We start from the raw sequence: 15,427 nt of genomic DNA on the forward strand, positions 1-15,427 counted from the left end.
GCGCCACGGCGCGCCGGGGCATGCCCCGGCGCTACCGCGCGTACCCCTCCAAAGACCCCCGGCCTGTCATTGAGCGCACGTCTCCTGCCGATGACTACGCACAGTAATTGTGATTGCCGGGCGTGCCTTGCCTATTCGGCCCCCTGTTCCTGTAAAACGAGGCAGCCGTGGACCAACCAGCTTGAGGAAGGAGCGGTGGATGTGGCGAGATGGGGTGGCTACGGTAACGGCGTCATCGTTCCCCGCTCGGGGCTTGCCCGGTGCAGGATTTCTCCGGCATCACCTGCGGCACCGCTGCAGCGGGATGCCACGCGCGCCGGTAATGAAAGAAGGTCGATGATGCCTACGCCCGGTTTTCCGCCGAGCACACTTGATTCCGAAGGAGCGCCGATATGGATCACTGATCTGGCCTCCGGTGATCCGAACCACATCCTTCACGTCGTGCGCGGTATCGAACCGGCGGAAGCGCTGGAAGTGCTGGGCGCCAAGCCGGAGTTGATCCAATCCTGCGAACTGCCTGACAGCAAGCCGGACGAGTGGACGTCACTGCCCTGTGCGGCTCTTGGTATCAAGCCGGGAACCTCTGCAGCACTGTTGGCGGGACGCATCGGCGAGTGGACCTTCGTCTACGACGACTCCGGGTACACCTTCGACGACGCGGCGACGAACGCGCTGTCCGCCGATGGCCGGACAGCGGCCACAAGCGTTTACACCATCAACGCGGACGCCCATCTCACCTATGCCGTCGCCGGAGAACAGGTCGAGTGGGTCAACGTCGACGACCTCGATCTGAATGAGGACCTTCCCAGCATGCCTGCCGAGTTGCGTGCGGCATTCGAGGCTGCCGGCAACGTCCCGGCGGAGGACTTCGAGCCCGGCGAAGCCGACGGCGACATCGTCATGCGTGTTGCCTGCGCCCTGGCGGGCCTCGCGCTCACCCTGGACGACATACGCCGAGTCCCGCTGCTGGTCGCGCCGCTCGGCTGACGATTTCCAGAGGGCGTCAGAGAAGGACCGCTGCCTTGCGGGCGGCCAGGCGCAGGGCGAGGGGGCTGCCCATGTCCAGCTAGTCGGCCAGGACCTGATCGGCGCCCTTGTCGACGACGTGCTCCTCCAAAGACCCACGGCCTGTCTGGCGGGTACCAGAATGATGCTGGTGTGGGACTCTCCGTTGTAGGTGATCACGGTCGCCCTGCTGTGTCGGCCTGTGCTTCCTCGGCGTGGAGGCCTGGGTCGTAGGCGGGCGGGGGTATGTGGAGCTGGTCGGTGGTGTAGTCGCCGAAGCGGAGCACGTTCTCGCGCCGGTAGGGGCTGAGTACCGCCAGATCGCTGGTTGTGCAGGGTCCAGCCTTCGCGGGCCATGCGGGACAGCGTCTCGCTCATATCTATGGTGGTCGAGAAGATTACGCTCGCGGCGGTGAGGTCGAGAAACTTGACTGCCTCGTCCTGCAGTTCCGGGTCACGGCTGGTCAGCCAGCCGGCGTTGCCGAAGTGGAGCCACTTCGTGAACTCGTTGTAGGCCTCGGCCTTGTTCGTCGCTCGCTGGATCTGCTCGCGCAACGCGGGGGCGGACAGATAGCGCAGCAGCATGGCCGTGCGTACGGCGCGTCCGACTTCGCGGAAGGCCTGGTAGATCTGGTTCTTGCGGGACCGGTTGTTCAGGCGGCGCAGCAGTGTGACCGAGGAGACGGTGCCCTGCTTGACCGAGAGTGCGACCTGTATGAGGTCGGGCCAGTGGCGACGGATGAGGTCGCAGTCGATGGCGGTGCGGGGTCGGTGGAGAACAGCGGGTCGATGTGGCGGTAGCGCACCTTCGGGTCGGGGCGGTGGAAAGTGAGGTCCTGGAAGTTGCGGATCCTGGGCAGCAGGTCGATACCGAGCAGATGGGCGAGCCCGAAGACCTACCCTGGCCTGCTCCGCGAACGCGCTGACCTTCGCCGCGGCCACGCCTACGACCCAGCTCCCGGCGTCGCCGAGGCCGTCGACCAGATCCACGCGCTCGCCGTGCTGCCGGACCCTGGACCATGTCGCCCGCCGCCCCGGCTCCTAGACCACGTCGAACCAGCTACGGCGCTCGCCGTCCGGCACAACCAGCAGCCCCGCCAGGCGGGGCCGGGCCGGACCCATCTGCTCGGCGATCCGAGCGCAGATCTCGCCCTCCACCCGCGCCCGGACCGAGGCCGCCGTCCGGTGCAGCGTAGAGAACCCCGGCAGCTCCAGACCCGCACGAACCAGCTCCTCCAACGCCACGTTCACCAGGTCCACCACCGAGGCCCGGACCGGCGCCGCCCCCTCCATCGCAGCAGCGGCGATCTCACGGGTACGGGCCGGGTCGTGCACCAGGCCCAGATACTGGCGCACCCATGAGCGGTAGCGCTCCGCGGACCGTCCCGCGGCCACAGCCGCTGCATTCACCGGAAGCCCGGCCGCGACACGGACCCGGTTAACGACCCGCTCAGGGACCTGCTCCAGGTCGGGGAAGTAACCCAACCGGGCACACGACTTCGCTTCGTGGCGCACACCCGGTGTCGTCGGTGATCAGGACACCATCGCCCTCGCCGAGCTTGTCGGCGACGTATTCCTGCAGGTCGTCGCGGGTGTCATCGGCCTCCCACTTCAATCCGGTAAGGAGGTGTTGCAGGCCGTCAGGGGTGGAGTGGCCAGCCTGTTCGGCCAGCTGCCAGCTGTTCTTGCGGGGCACCGGGGCGAGTAGCCCGCGCACATGGTCCCGCACGCGGCGGCGGAGCTCCACTCGGCCGAAGCGGTGTCCGATGGTCAGGAAGAGGTCGTCCGGTTCGAGGTCCTACTGCTCGGCGGCAGGCCCGGTGATCACCCTCGGAGGCTGCCCTGTCGCTGTCACTACGCAGCGTTGTCGGACGATCGAAGGGCGGTCTCCGTGAGACCGCCCCGCACGATCGAAGTCCCGCTACGCTCCCACCACCCGGCGAATTGACCAGGTCAGACAGGAGATCCTGCTGAAGTACTAGTAGTTCCAGGCTCGGTGGGATGCGTTCTCACTGGTTGTCGCGGCGTGGGTTTGGCGGTCTGGCGCAGTGAGGAGGCCGTAGAGGACGAGTCGCAGGGCGGCCTCGAGTTCTTCGGCGACGTAGCCAGGTGCGGCGGAGGTCTGCTGGCACCAGCGGTAGAGGGTGCCGAGGTAGATGTCGCGCAGGATGTGGCCCACGCGCTGGGCGCTGACGTCGCCGACGAGTTCGCCGTTGTCGTAGCCTCGGGCGACGATACGGGTGAAGACGTCAGCGACGTATGGTTCTTCGACCAGTGGCCGGCCGGCTTTGACCCAGGCGGTGAGCATGGGTGCGGCGAGGTCGCGTTCCGTTTCGTTGATCTCGCTGAGGATGCTCATACAGCGGCGCAGCTCGCTGACGGAGGTGCCAGGACTGGCAGGGTCGCTGTGGTCCATGGTGGTCATGAGTTTCTCTCGGCGTCGTTCACCCCAGGCGCTGACGATGTCTTCTTTGCGCTGGAAGTAGTTGAAGAACGTTCCGCGGGCGACATCGGCGCGTTCGGCGATCTGGTCGATCGAGGTTTTGTCGTAGCCCTGTTCCCGGAACAGGGTGAGCGCAGAGGAGTAGAGGCGTTCTTTCACCTTCTGCTTGTTCCTCTCCCTGCGTCCGACCGAGCCGACCGCTTCTGTCGTGTCGGTGTTCATGAAAGCCTCCTGGCTGTACGGGCCCGCCGCGGGCGGCAACGCGCCGACCAAGTCGGCACCGGGAGCGGCGGCGTCTGCGTTACATCTGTGAACCACTCTCCAAATTCTTATACCACAGTACAAGAATGGGTTGAAGTCCGGTCTCATAGACGGCTGTGCGGACGGAATCCCTCACCGGGCATCCCGTCCGCACAGGTTGGTTCACCGCGTAAGGCGGCGTGGGTCAGGTGTACTGGCCTTCCTGCAGGAGCCGTTCGATGGTCTCGATGCTGTCGTCACCGAGGAGTCGTCCGGCGGTGATCTCCCAGCCGCACTCGGTGCGCAGTTGCTGTTTGAGCTGGGCAGCCATCAGCGAGTCGAGCCCGAAGTCGCGCAGGGGGCGGCGCCCGTCGAGGTCGGCGACCGCCATGCCGAGCAGGGCGGCGGCCCGGGTGCGCAGCTCCTCGCCACTGCGAGGGGGCCGGCTCGCGGTGATCTGGGCGGCCACCGGTCGGGGCGTGGGGATGATGACCGGGCGGGGTTGACGCGGACGGCCGGTCTGGCGCTGGGGTATGCGGATGGCTTGCGGCAGGCCGCGTACGGCGGAGGTCAGCATCCAGCCGAGTCCGGTGAGCCTGGAGGTGAGGGCGGACGGTCCGGGGCCAGCCTCGGTGGGGGAGCCGGGAAGGCGGTGCAGGCGGATTCCGGTGAAACGGGCGAGTTCGCGGCCGTCGGGGGAGAGCAGCAGGACGTGGGCGCGGGCGGTGCGGGCGCTGAGCGGCTGGAGCGAGCACACGGACCAGTACTCGTCGCCGGGTTCGTCCAGGAAGCGGACCCGGTCGAATCCGGTGGGCACGTACGGGGTTGTGTGCTCGCCCGCCGGCCAGGCGGCGACGAGGGGCAGCAGCCCGGACTCCCAGGCGGCGGGCAGGGGCGCCTTGGGCTGTCGCAGGCGTGCCACCGCCCGGCCGTCGCCACGCCACAGCTGCTCCACCGCACGGAAGGGTTCGCCTATCTCGATGCCGCGCCGCGCCGCGAGGTCCTCGAAGGCGGCGGCGGGGAGGTAACGGCGGCAGCGGGCGAGAGCGGCGTCGACCGTTCCCGCGCTGTGGGCGCCGGGTTCGTCCTGCACCGGTGTGAGGTGTCCGGCGGCGAACAGGAGGCGCTCTGCGGTGCCGGGGACGACCACCTCCGCCCTGACGGGGCGTGTGCCGTCGGCGCGCGGCTGGGCGAGCGTGATCTGGAGGTCGCTGTCGAGGGAGCTCTCCGTGTCGACGGGGTGGTCACCGAGCTGGACGTTCTCCAGGGCGAAGGCGCTGCCGGGAGCCGTCTGGCGGCCCGCTTCCAACATCAGTGCGAGGGGCAGGACGGGTGGTACGGGAGTCAGTCCGCGTACCCGTACGCCGCCGGCCCAGTCGGCGGCGCCGAGCTGGCCCAGGCTGGCGCCCAATACGCGGGTCCCGGAGGGGCCGACGGGCTGGGAGGCGGTGTCCTGCCGGTACTGGGTGGTGTCCCAGTGGTAAGGGGGCAGGGCCACGGGGGGTGTTTGCGCGGCGTACCAGCGGCTGAAATCGATCCTGCCGCCGGCGGCGAAGAAACGGCCCGCGCTGCGGATCAGTTCCGTGTGTTCGTCCTGGCCGCGTCGCAGGGATGCCACCGCGTATCCGTCGAGTCCGTGTGCGGCCAGTGTCTCGCCGACGGCTGCGGACAGTACCGGGTGCGGGCTGATCTCGACGAAGACGCTTCGTTCGCGTTCGGCGACCGTGCGGACGGTCTCGGCAAAGCGGACGGGCCGGCGGAGGTTGTCGATCCAGTAGGCGGCGGTGAGTTCGGGTCCGGCGACGAGTCGGCCGGTGACCGTGGAGACCATGTGGCAGCTGGTGTCGGCCGGGGTGAGGCCGTTGAGGAGGTCGCCCAGGTCGTCACGTAAGGAGTCCATGTCGGGTGAGTGGGAGGCGACGTTGACCTTCACCCGCCGGCACAGGACGTCGTTTGCGCGCAGTTGTTCCTCCAGGGCGGTCAGCGCCGTGTCGCTGCCTGCGACGACCGTGGTGGTCGGTGAGTTCTCCGCGGCGACGCAGACGGTGTCGGCGTAGGGGGCGATGACCTGCCGTGTCCGGTCGGGGCCGAGTTCGACGACCAGCATGGCACCCCGTCCCTCGCGGCGCCGCATGAGTCGGCTGCGGCGGCAGATGACGGCCGCGGCGTCGGCCGGGGACATGGCGTCGCTGATGCGGGCCGCGGCCACCTCTCCCATGCTGTGGCCGATCACGACGTCGGGTTCGACTCCCTTTTCCCGCCAGGCGGCGGCCAGGGCGACCTGCATCGCCCACAGCGCGGGCTGCACGAGGTCCACGTCGTCGGGCAGCGCGTCGACGTCCCGGGTGAGCAGGTCGATCACGGACCATCCCGCCTCGCGGCGCACGGCCCGGTCGCAGATCTGCAGGGCTTCCTTGAAGGCGGGGGAGGAGGCGAGCAGGCCACGGCCCATGCCGAGCCACTGCGAGCCCTGTCCGGGCAGGACGAAGACGGTCTGCCGGGGGGTGCCCGTGCCGGCGTCGGAGATGCCTCCGTCGGGGTGGCTGCGGCCGTCGGCGAGGGCGCGCAGCACGGTGGCCAGGTCGTCGTGGGTGGTGCCGACGGCCCAGAGCCGGTGCGGGTGCGCCTGCCTGCGCAGGGCGGCCGTCGCGCAGACGTCGTGCAGGGGCACGTTGCGGCCGGCTCCCGCAGGCTCGAGCCAGGAGGCGAAGGAGGCGGCCTGTCGCAGCAGCGAGGCGCGGCTGCGGGCGCTCAGGACGAGCAGCCGCGCTGGGGGGACGCCGGGCTCGGGCCGGGGCTGCCGGTGTGCCGCAGGAAGGTGTTCGGCGAGTACGACGTGGGCGTTGGTGCCGGTCAGTCCGAAGCTGCTCACGCCCACCAGTGCCCGGCGGCCCGCCTTGTTGAGCGGGGTGTTGGTGCGCACGACCTCGACCGGTATCCGGTTCTCCGCGAGCAGGGGGTGGGGCTGCTCGAGGTGCAGGGAGGCGGGGATGACGCCGTGGCGGGCGATGAGCGCCGCTTTGATCAGCCCGGCCAGTCCTGCGGCGGCCTCGGTGTGGCCGATGTTCGTCTTCACCGAGCCCGTGCGCAGCGGGGCGCCCGCCTCGCGTCCGTGGCCGGCCGCTTGGGCCAGTGCCTGCAGTTCGACGGCGTCGCCCACGGGGGTCCCGGTGCCGTGTGCTTCGACGTAGTCGAGTCGGGCAGGGTCGATGTTCGCGCTGCGGCACGCCTCCTGCAGCATCTGTGCCTGGCCGGCGACGGAGGGGTGCAGCAGGAGGCCGCTGGCCTTGCCGTCGTTGGTGACGGCGCTGCCCAGGACGAGGGCTGTCACGCTGTCGCCGTCACGCAGTGCGTCGGGGAGGCGCTTGAGGATGACCGCTGCCACGCCCTCGCTGCGCACGAAGCCGTCGGCATGGGCGTCGCCGAAGCGGCAGCGGCCCTTGGCGGAGAGCATTCCGCCCTGGGAGTAGGCGATGGAGTCCGCCGGGGAGAGGATCACGCTGACGGCGCCCGCGACGGCGAGGTCGCTCTCGCCGGTCAGCAGGCTCTGGCGGGCGGCGTGCACCGCCACCAGCGACGAGGAGCACGCCGTGTCCAGGACGACGCTGGGACCGCGCAGGTCCAGCGCGTAGGAGACCCGCCCGGCCGTCGCGGCCCGCAGCCGGCTGCCGACCATCTCGCGCACGCCAGCCTGTGATCCCGGGCCGGTCTCGGCGTACTCGGTGGTGGCCTGTCCGACGAACACGCCGCCGCGGGTGCCGGCCAGGCTGGAGGGGAGCACGCCGGCGTCCTCGAGGGCCTCCCACACGACCTGGAGCAGGATGCGCTGCTGCGGGTCCATGCCACGGGCTTCCACTGGGGGGATCCCGAAGAACGCGGCGTCGAAGCCGAACACGTCGTCCAGGAAACCGCCGTGGCGCGAGACGGTCTTGCCGGCCGTGGCCGGCGCCGGGGCGTAGTAGTCCGTGATGTCGAAGCGGTCCGCCGGTATCGGGCCGACGGCGTCGGTGTTGGCGAGGAGTTGCTTCCAGTACTCGTCCACTCCGCCGGCCCGCGGAAACCGGCAACCCATGCCGATGATCGCGACAGCGTTGTCAAGCTCTTCCGAGTGCTCCATGTCCGTTGACCACCTTTGGGTGCGGAGGAAGGCAAGGGCGGCGACTCGTCGAACGGCGGCCGCCGTCACACACGGCTGCAAGTGCCGTACAGATATACACCCGAGAACAACTTTGAACCTAGGGCTCGCGGAAATTGAGAAAAATGAGCCCACATAAATCCCTTTTGTGCAAATTTGCACAAAAGAGAGCTGGCCCGGATGCGGTGGCAGTTGTGACACAGATCACAGTAGTTTTGGACTTGCATACATCTATCTACGAGAATCTATTCTTGCGTTGCGATTGAAAGTTGCATGGCAGTAATCCAAGTTGTCGGGGCCCGGCGACTCGCCGCCCCGCGGGCGGCACCCAAACCGGAGTGGGCCAGTGACTTCGTCCGCCCGATGGCTCCAGCGCCCCTCGATACGTCTGCTGATCATGGAAAAGGAGAGTGGAACCGATGCCCGACCGGACACTCCACGTCGCGATCATCGGCATGGGCCCGCGCGGCCTGTCCGTACTGGAACGTCTTGTCGCACGTCTGACGGCCGCACGCCCTCCGCAGCCGGTACGCATCCACACGATCGACCCAGGTGAGGCGGGCGCCGGCCGCATCTGGCGCACCGACCAGCCGGACACCCTGCTGATGAACACGGCCGCCGGCGAAGTGAGTCTCTATTCGGGCGAACCAGACGACGGCCCCTGGCGGGCCGGTGCGGGACCGTCCCTCTATCAGTGGCTTCAAGCGGCGCCCCAGCCGGAAGTTGACGCCTTGACCCCCAACACGTATGCGCCACGCCGGGTGTACGGCCGCTACCTGCACGACGTCTTCGACCGGATCACCTGCGCCCTCCCACCGGACGTGACCGTCTCCCCGGTGACCGCCCGGGCCAGGAACCTGCGCCGGGACGGCGACGGCCGCTACACGATCACCACCAGCGAGGGCCGGCGCATCACTGCCGACAAGGTGGTTCTCACCACCGGCCACCCCCACCACATCGCCGGCAGGGCCGACCGCGACCTGCTGGACTTCGCCTCCCGCCACCGCGGCACCCGCTACCTGCGCGGCGCGTCCGCCGCCGACATGGAGCTCGACGAACTCACCGCCGGAAGCCCGGTGGGCATCCTCGGACTCGGACTGACGTTCTACGACGTCGCCGCGGAACTGACCGTCGGCCGGGGCGGACACTTCGTGCAGCGCTCCGACGGCAGCCTGGAGTACGCACCTTCCGGTCACGAGCCGCACATCGTCGCCGGCTCGCGCAGCGGCCTGCCCATGCTGGCCCGCGGGCGCAACCAGAAGGACGCCTACTACCGCTACCAGCCGGTGTTCTTCACCTCCGAGGCCCTGGCCGACCTGCGCCGGGCGAACCGCTCGGCGACGGGCGACGGCCAGTTACGTTTCCGTTCGCAGGTCCTGCCGCTGATGCTCCGCGAGGTCGAGCACGTCTACTACACCACCCACGTGCGCCGACGCGACGGCGAACTCGCGGCGCAGGTCTTCGCGAACTGGCACCGCGCCGCGGCCGGAGACGCCGAGAGCACGGCGACCCTCCTGAAGGAGGCCGGCCTCGCCGACCTGCCCGCGATCGACCTGGAGACCATGGCCCGCCCCTTCACGGGCCAGACCTTCACCAGCCCGGGCGCGTTCCACGAGCGGCTGACCTCGCTGCTGCGCGAGGACGCCCGCCAGGCCGAACAGGGAAACCTCGACAACCCGCTCAAGGCCGCCCTGGACATCATGCGCGACATCCGCGGAGTGGTGCGCGACGCGGTGGAATTCTCCAGCCTGCACCCCGACTCGCACCGCGACGAGTTCCTCGGCTGGTTCAACCCCATCAACACCATGGTGTCCGCCGGCCCTCCGGCCGTGCGGGTCTCCCAGGCGATCGCCCTCATCGAGGCCGGCGTCCTGACCGTGGTCGGCCCCAGCCTGCGCATCGGGACCAACGAGGACACCGGCCGCTTCACCCTCCAGTCGCCGCAGGTCGCCGGGTCGTACCAGGAGACCGAGATCCTCATCGACGCCCGCATTCCGCGCGCCGATGCCCGCATCGACGCCTCCCCCCTGATGCGCCAGCTCATCGACGACGGTCTGGCATCCATGCACGTCAACATCAACGCAAGAGACGGCGCCCGCTTCGCCACGGGCGCGCTGGCAGTGACCGAGAAGCCCTACCGCCTGGTCGACGCGACTGGCCGGCCCTCGCGAGGCCTGTACGCGCTGGGCATCCCGACCGAGGACCTGCGCTGGTTCACCCAGATCGGCAACGGACGGCCCGGCCCCATGGTCGGCTTCCACACCGACGCCGACGCCATCGCCGCAGACGTCCTCGGCCACAAGCCCCCCATCGGCGCGCACCCCGTCCGGCACTCGCTGCCGACCACCGCGCTGTCCCGGCCCATCGCCGCCGACCTCTGACCTGACGGCCCCACCCCACAAGGAGCACCGCCGTGACAGGCCACAACCCCGCCGCCACCGAGGAATTCCGCAACGCACGCGACCTCCTGCTCTCCCTGCGCACCGACCACGACGCCGCCGTCGCCCGCTTCACCTGGCCACGCCCCACCCACTTCAACTGGGCCCTCGACTGGTTCGACCAGATCGCCCGCGGCAACGACCGTGTCGCCGTGAAGATCATCGGACCTGACCGCCGGTCCGAATCCGTCACCTACGCGCAGTTATCCGAGCGCTCGGCCCGCGTCGCCAACTGGCTGCGCCGCCTCGGGGTCCGCCCCGGTGAACGCCTCCTACTCATGCTCGACAACCAGGTCGCCGTCTGGGAGGCACTGCTCGCGGCGATGAAGGTCGGCGCAGTCGTCATCCCGACCTACACCACCGTTTCGCGGGCCGACCTCCACGACCGCCTCACCCGCGGCGAGGTTGCGCACATCATCACGGCCGACCACCTCACCGGCGCCTTCGCCGACGCACCAGCCCACCTCACCCGCATTGCCGCCGGGTCCGACACCGCCGGATGGACGCCGTACTGCGAGGCCTACACCGAGTCCCCTGACTTCCGCCCCGACCGGCTCACCCACGCCGACGACCCGCTGTTCGTCTACTTCACCTCCGGCACTACCTCCCGGCCCAAGATGGTCTCCCACACCCACAGCAGCTACCCCATCGGCCACCTGACCGGCATGTACTGGAACGGCCTCGTCCCGGGCGACGTCCATGTCAACATCTCCGCCCCCGGCTGGGCCAAGCACGCCTGGTCGAGCTTCTTCGGTCCCTTCAACGCCGAGGCGAGCGTCCTGTCGGTCAACCTCCCCGCCAGCGGCGACCCGACGCTTCTCCTGGACATTCTCCGTGAGGAACATGCCACCAGCCTGTGCGCCCCGCCCACCGCATGGCGCACCCTCCTCCAGCACGACCTGGGCGAACGCCCGCCCACCCTGCGGGAGGCGTCCTCGGTCGGCGAGCCGCTCAACCCCGAGGTCATCGACCGTGTCCGCAGCGCATGGGGTCTGACCGTGCGCGACGGGTACGGGCAGACCGAGACCACCGCGCAGATAGGCAACACCACCGCCCTGCCGGTCCGCCCCGGCTCGATGGGCAAGCCACTGCCGGGCTATCCCATTGTGCTCGTCGACCCCCGCACCAAGGAGCGGGGCGACGAAGGGGAGATATGCGTCGACTTGGCCGAACGCCCCGTCGGCATCATGACGGGATACCTGGGCGACGCCGACAAGACAGCCCGCACGTTCGCCGACGGCCTTTACCACACCGGCGATATTGCCCGGCGTGACAGCGACGGCTACCTCACCTACATCGGCCGCACGGACGACGTGTTCAAGTCCTACGACCATCGCATCTCCCCGTTCGAGCTGGAGAGCGTCCTGCTGCGGCACCCCGCGGTCGCCGAGGCCGCAGTGGTCCCGGTACCCGACGCCGTCGGGTACCAGGTCCCCAAGGCCTACGTGTCGCTCGCCGCCGGCCACCCGCCAACGGCCGAGACCGCCCGGTCCGTGCTCGCTTTCGCGGCCGAGAACCTCGCCCCCCACCAGCAGATCTCCTGCCTGGAGTTCGGCGGGCTGCCCAAAACCACCTCGGGCAAGATCCGCCGGGCCGAACTGCGCGCCGCACGAGAGGCCTCCAGCACGCCGTCCGCGCAGGAGTACCGCACGGGCGACCTGCTGGAGAGCTCGGTCGTGCACAGCGCCCCCGGTCTGTGACCCGCCCCGGCCGGCCGCGCCCGCCGCCCCGGCCGGCCGCGCCCGCACCACTCCTTCCACCGAACGCCGCCACCCAGCACACGTTGTTCACCAGCAGATCCGCGGCGGCACTGCCCGCCCCCTCACTGCCCGAAGGACACACCATGACGGACATCGCGTACGTACCCCAGGAGCGCCAGATCGAGGTTATCGGCGACCTCTTCGGCACCGGACTGACGGACGGCCGGATCCTGTGGCGGCCCTACATCCAGCCCGGTCGGGAGGCCGTCGACGTGCACTGGCTCTACACCGGCGAGGAAACCGGCCCCGACGGAGCCGAGGCGTACATCGCCCACTTCTTGCCCGGCGCGCATGGCGACCTCCACCGCCACTTGGGATTCGAGATCCTGCTGGTCCTGGAGGGCGAACTGGTCAACGACAACGGCGACGTCTATCCCGCCGGCACCCTCGTCGTGGAGCGCCCCGACAGCATCCACCGCGTCTCCAGCCCCGACGGCTGCAAGATGCTCGTCATCCGCGAGAAGCGCACCCTCCCCCTGCGGCCGGGCGAGCTGCCCGACGACGGTCTCGCCCTCGACGGCGCCCCGCTGACCACCGGCTGACCCCACACCGCCGTCCCATCACGCCTCACCGGCGACGGGTCGCCGGGTGCCGGCCGGGCACCGGCCCGGCCGGCACCCGGCCACCGCTCGCTCGCCCGCGCCGTCCCGTACACACCACACCCAGGAGCCCCACGGTGCCCGACCAACTCCAAAAAACAGCCCCCCTCGCCGCTACCGCCCCCGCGCCCGCGGCCGCCCCGTCGGACGACATACGCGTCGGCAGGTCCGGCAAGACCCATTCCTCCCGCTACAAATGGGGAATCCTCGGCGTAGGCATCGGCGCACAAGCCGCCTTCAGCGCCGCGTTCCAGGGAATCCCCACCTCCGGCTCCATCATGCAGAACGCCTACCGGTTGTCCACAGCCGAACTCGGGCTCGTCATGGCGGCCGTGACCTGCGGCATCGCGGTCACCGATGTGTTCTGGGGCATCCTGTCCGACCGAATCGGCGAACGAAAGGTCCTGATCACCGGGCTCTCCGGCACCACGCTCTCGCTCGCCGCCGTGACCGCGTTCCTGGTGCCCTCCGGGAACACCACCCCCACGTACTGGGCCCTCGCCCTCGTCCTGTTCATGGCCGGCGCCCTGGGCGGCTGCGTCAACGGCGCCTCGGGCCGGGCCGTGATGGGCTGGTTCCCGCCCGCCAAACGCGGCTTCGCCATCAGCCTCCGCGTCGCCGCCGTGCCCGCGGGCGGGGCCATCGGCGCGGCGGTGCTCCCGCCCCTGGCCCTGGGAGCGGGATTCCGCTGGGTCTTCGCCTTCCTCACCGCCATCACCCTCGCCGCCACCGTCGCGGTCGTGGCCTGGCTGGACGAACCGCCGCTGGCCAAGACCAAGAACGACGGCGACCTCGCCGCCACCACCGTGCCCAACCCCCTCAAACGCTGGGACATCTGGCGGGTTGCCATCACCGCCTTCCTGCTGGACCTCCCGCAGTTCACGGTGCTCACCTTCGGTTCCGTCTTCCTTCACACCGTCAAGCACATGTCCATCCCGCGCATCGCCATGCTGCTGGTCGTCGTCCAGGTCCTCGGCGCCGTCTCCCGGGTCTGGGGCGGCCGGTGGACCGACAACCACGGCGGCCGGTACCGCAGGAGCCTGGTGACCACCTACAGCTGGATCATCGCCGCCGCCTTCACCGCGATCGCCCTCTTCGGCTCCGCACCCGCCTGGACGGTGGCCGGCCTCCTCGTCACCGCCGGCTTCCTCTCCTGCGGCTGGCACGGCGTCCACTACGCGGAGATCGCCACCATGGCCGGCGCCGAACGCTCGGGCACGGCGCTCGGCCTGGAGAACACGATGGTCTTCGGCGGAGCGTTCGTCACCCCCCTGATGATCCCGCCGCTGCTGTCGATCTCGAACTGGCCGACCGTCATGCTCCTCGTCGGCGCCCTCCCCGCAGTCCTCTCCGCTCTCCTGATGCCCTCCGAGAAGGCTCCCTGACAGGCGGGTCGGACCGAGGGGCGTGGCCGCTTTCGTCCGAGGATCTCGAAGATCCGACGCAAGACGCTGCGCTCGAGGCATCGCCGCGCCTCGGCCAGGGCTTCGGCCCTCGCCGAGGCGACGGGCGACCTACGTCTTCGAACCGGGTGGCCGGGGCCGCTCCTCGGCGACATACGGCGGCCCGTGGGGAGTGTGCGTCGCAGGCAGTGGCGCCGCATCCTTCCTGCTGTGAGGACAGAGACCTTCGACAAGCCTCATCTTCCAGCCCAGAAGGCACATTCGCTTTCCCGATCAAGACTCGGACACCGCGGATTGCGCGGGCGTCGTCACCGATGTCGGTGCCAAGGTGTCCGGTGTGCGCATCGGTGACGAGGTCATCGTGTACCCCGTGACGGCCGCCTACGCCGATTACGTCACAGCTCCGGCCACCTCGATCCTCGCCAAGCCCGCCGGGCTGGGGTGGGCCGAGGCCGGGTCGCTGCTGCTGAGCGGCACCACCGCGTTCCATGCGCTGCACGCGACCGGCGTGGGAGCGGGCGACACGATGCTCATCCACGGCGGCGCCGTCGGGGTCGGCCTGATGGGGGTGCAACTGGCCGCCGCTGCGGGGGCCACGGTCTCGCCAAGCCGACACACAAGGTTGTCCCAGCCGTTGGCCAGTACCTCAACCGGCAAGTCCGCCATGTCGGGGTGCCGTTCGTCGAGTAGGCAGCACACCAAGTCGACAGAGTCCAGCAGACATACGCGACGTGGCTTCTCACCCCGGCCGTCCCCCTTGGGCTGACCCGTTGCCCGCTCCGGGGTACATACGCGCTTGACCATGGGAGCGGTTTTTCGTCAGATGAACGTCTTCAAGTCAGTCTCTGGTGAAGATCGAACCCTGTTGAGTTGCGATCCCGTAGTGACAGGTGGATGGGGTTTGCCTCGAGGTGAGTTTCTGCCTGCCGGGCCACGCGTCACGGAGGGCAGGGCTCGCCACCATCCGTGCTGGTCTCGGCCCTCATCCGAGGCCAGAATGCCGTGGCCCGGGCGCCTTGCCGTCCCTCGTAGCCCGGGCCACGGCACAGTGAACTGTTTTGTACCTGGGGTCCGTAACGGTCGATATGGTTCCCGCTGCGCCACAGTGGGAGCCCAGATGTGAGGACTGGGGAGTTCTCCGCCTGGTTTACCTGCCATCGACTCGCGGTTGCGGGCAGAAGCGCTGCAGCGAGAACCTCCCAGCAGCGCGGAGTGGGCTGGCCCTTCATCGGGATTCCTCCGTGGATACCCCCGCCTTCAGGCGGGGGAGGAAACGGACTCCTGCGGAGCAGGGCAGGGCAAGCCGATTCGCCGCCAGGGCGGATCGGCGTTCACCGCCAACCACCCGCAGGAGAGTGGTAGTTTGTATGCCGTCCGGCCGGCGATAACCAAGCTGGCCGGGCC

The 15,427-nt window shown here is 69.4% G+C and carries 9 protein-coding genes and 3 pseudogenes; 6 read left to right on the forward strand and 6 right to left on the reverse strand.

Features of this window, described 5'->3' with window-relative positions:
- Positions 1 to 339: 339 nt before the first annotated feature.
- Complete coding sequence (locus ACWCQ1_RS49990) at positions 340 to 987, forward strand: DUF6461 domain-containing protein (protein ID WP_451029869.1); 648 nt, start codon at positions 340 to 342, stop codon at positions 985 to 987.
- 357 nt (positions 988 to 1,344) lie between these two features.
- On the opposite strand, the pseudogene ACWCQ1_RS49995 reads toward ACWCQ1_RS49990, so the two are convergent.
- The 6 genes and pseudogenes from ACWCQ1_RS49995 to ACWCQ1_RS50020 all read right to left on the reverse strand — a co-directional run.
- Positions 1,345 to 1,761: pseudogene (locus tag ACWCQ1_RS49995) on the reverse strand (Tn3 family transposase); the annotation flags it as partial.
- Positions 1,659 to 1,889, reverse strand: a pseudogene (locus tag ACWCQ1_RS50000) (Tn3 family transposase); the annotation flags it as partial. The pseudogenes ACWCQ1_RS50000 and ACWCQ1_RS49995, both read right to left, overlap by 103 nt.
- 157 nt (positions 1,890 to 2,046) lie before the next feature.
- The gene (locus ACWCQ1_RS50005; RefSeq protein WP_451029861.1) at positions 2,047 to 2,520 is read right to left on the reverse strand and encodes a DUF4158 domain-containing protein; all 474 of its coding nucleotides are present in this window, start codon (positions 2,518 to 2,520) and stop codon (positions 2,047 to 2,049) included.
- Between the two features lies 1 nt (position 2,521).
- Positions 2,522 to 2,779 (reverse strand): annotated as a pseudogene (locus ACWCQ1_RS50010) (transposase); the annotation flags it as partial.
- 204 nt (positions 2,780 to 2,983) lie between these two features.
- Positions 2,984 to 3,670, reverse strand: a complete 687-nt coding sequence (locus ACWCQ1_RS50015; protein WP_451029862.1) for a TetR/AcrR family transcriptional regulator — start codon at positions 3,668 to 3,670, stop codon at positions 2,984 to 2,986.
- Between the two features lie 223 nt (positions 3,671 to 3,893).
- Positions 3,894 to 7,805, reverse strand: coding sequence for a type I polyketide synthase (locus ACWCQ1_RS50020; protein WP_451029863.1), 3,912 nt, complete (start codon positions 7,803 to 7,805; stop codon positions 3,894 to 3,896).
- A 437-nt stretch (positions 7,806 to 8,242) separates the two neighbouring features.
- Here ACWCQ1_RS50020 and ACWCQ1_RS50025 point away from each other — a divergent pair, with 437 nt between their 5' ends.
- From ACWCQ1_RS50025 to ACWCQ1_RS50045, 5 genes are all read left to right on the forward strand, one after another.
- Positions 8,243 to 10,204: an FAD/NAD(P)-binding protein gene (locus tag ACWCQ1_RS50025; RefSeq protein ID WP_451029864.1), complete on the forward strand. Its 1,962-nt coding sequence runs from the start codon at positions 8,243 to 8,245 to the stop codon at positions 10,202 to 10,204.
- A gap of 32 nt (positions 10,205 to 10,236) precedes the next feature.
- Positions 10,237 to 11,961: an AMP-binding protein gene (locus ACWCQ1_RS50030; RefSeq protein ID WP_451029865.1), complete on the forward strand. Its 1,725-nt coding sequence runs from the start codon at positions 10,237 to 10,239 to the stop codon at positions 11,959 to 11,961.
- A 143-nt stretch (positions 11,962 to 12,104) separates the two neighbouring features.
- Complete coding sequence (locus ACWCQ1_RS50035; protein ID WP_451029866.1) at positions 12,105 to 12,563, forward strand: cupin domain-containing protein; 459 nt, start codon at positions 12,105 to 12,107, stop codon at positions 12,561 to 12,563.
- Positions 12,564 to 12,697: 134 nt separating this feature from the next.
- Positions 12,698 to 14,005 carry an MFS transporter gene (locus tag ACWCQ1_RS50040; RefSeq protein ID WP_451029867.1) on the forward strand — a complete coding sequence of 436 codons (1,308 nt, stop codon included), beginning with the start codon at positions 12,698 to 12,700 and terminating at the stop codon, positions 14,003 to 14,005.
- Positions 14,006 to 14,360: 355 nt separating this feature from the next.
- Entirely contained in the window at positions 14,361 to 14,789 is a 429-nt protein-coding gene (locus ACWCQ1_RS50045) for a hypothetical protein (protein ID WP_451029868.1), read from the forward strand.
- Positions 14,790 to 15,427 lie beyond the last annotated feature (638 nt).

The sequence above is a fragment of the Streptomyces sp. NPDC002144 genome (assembly GCF_053593695.1).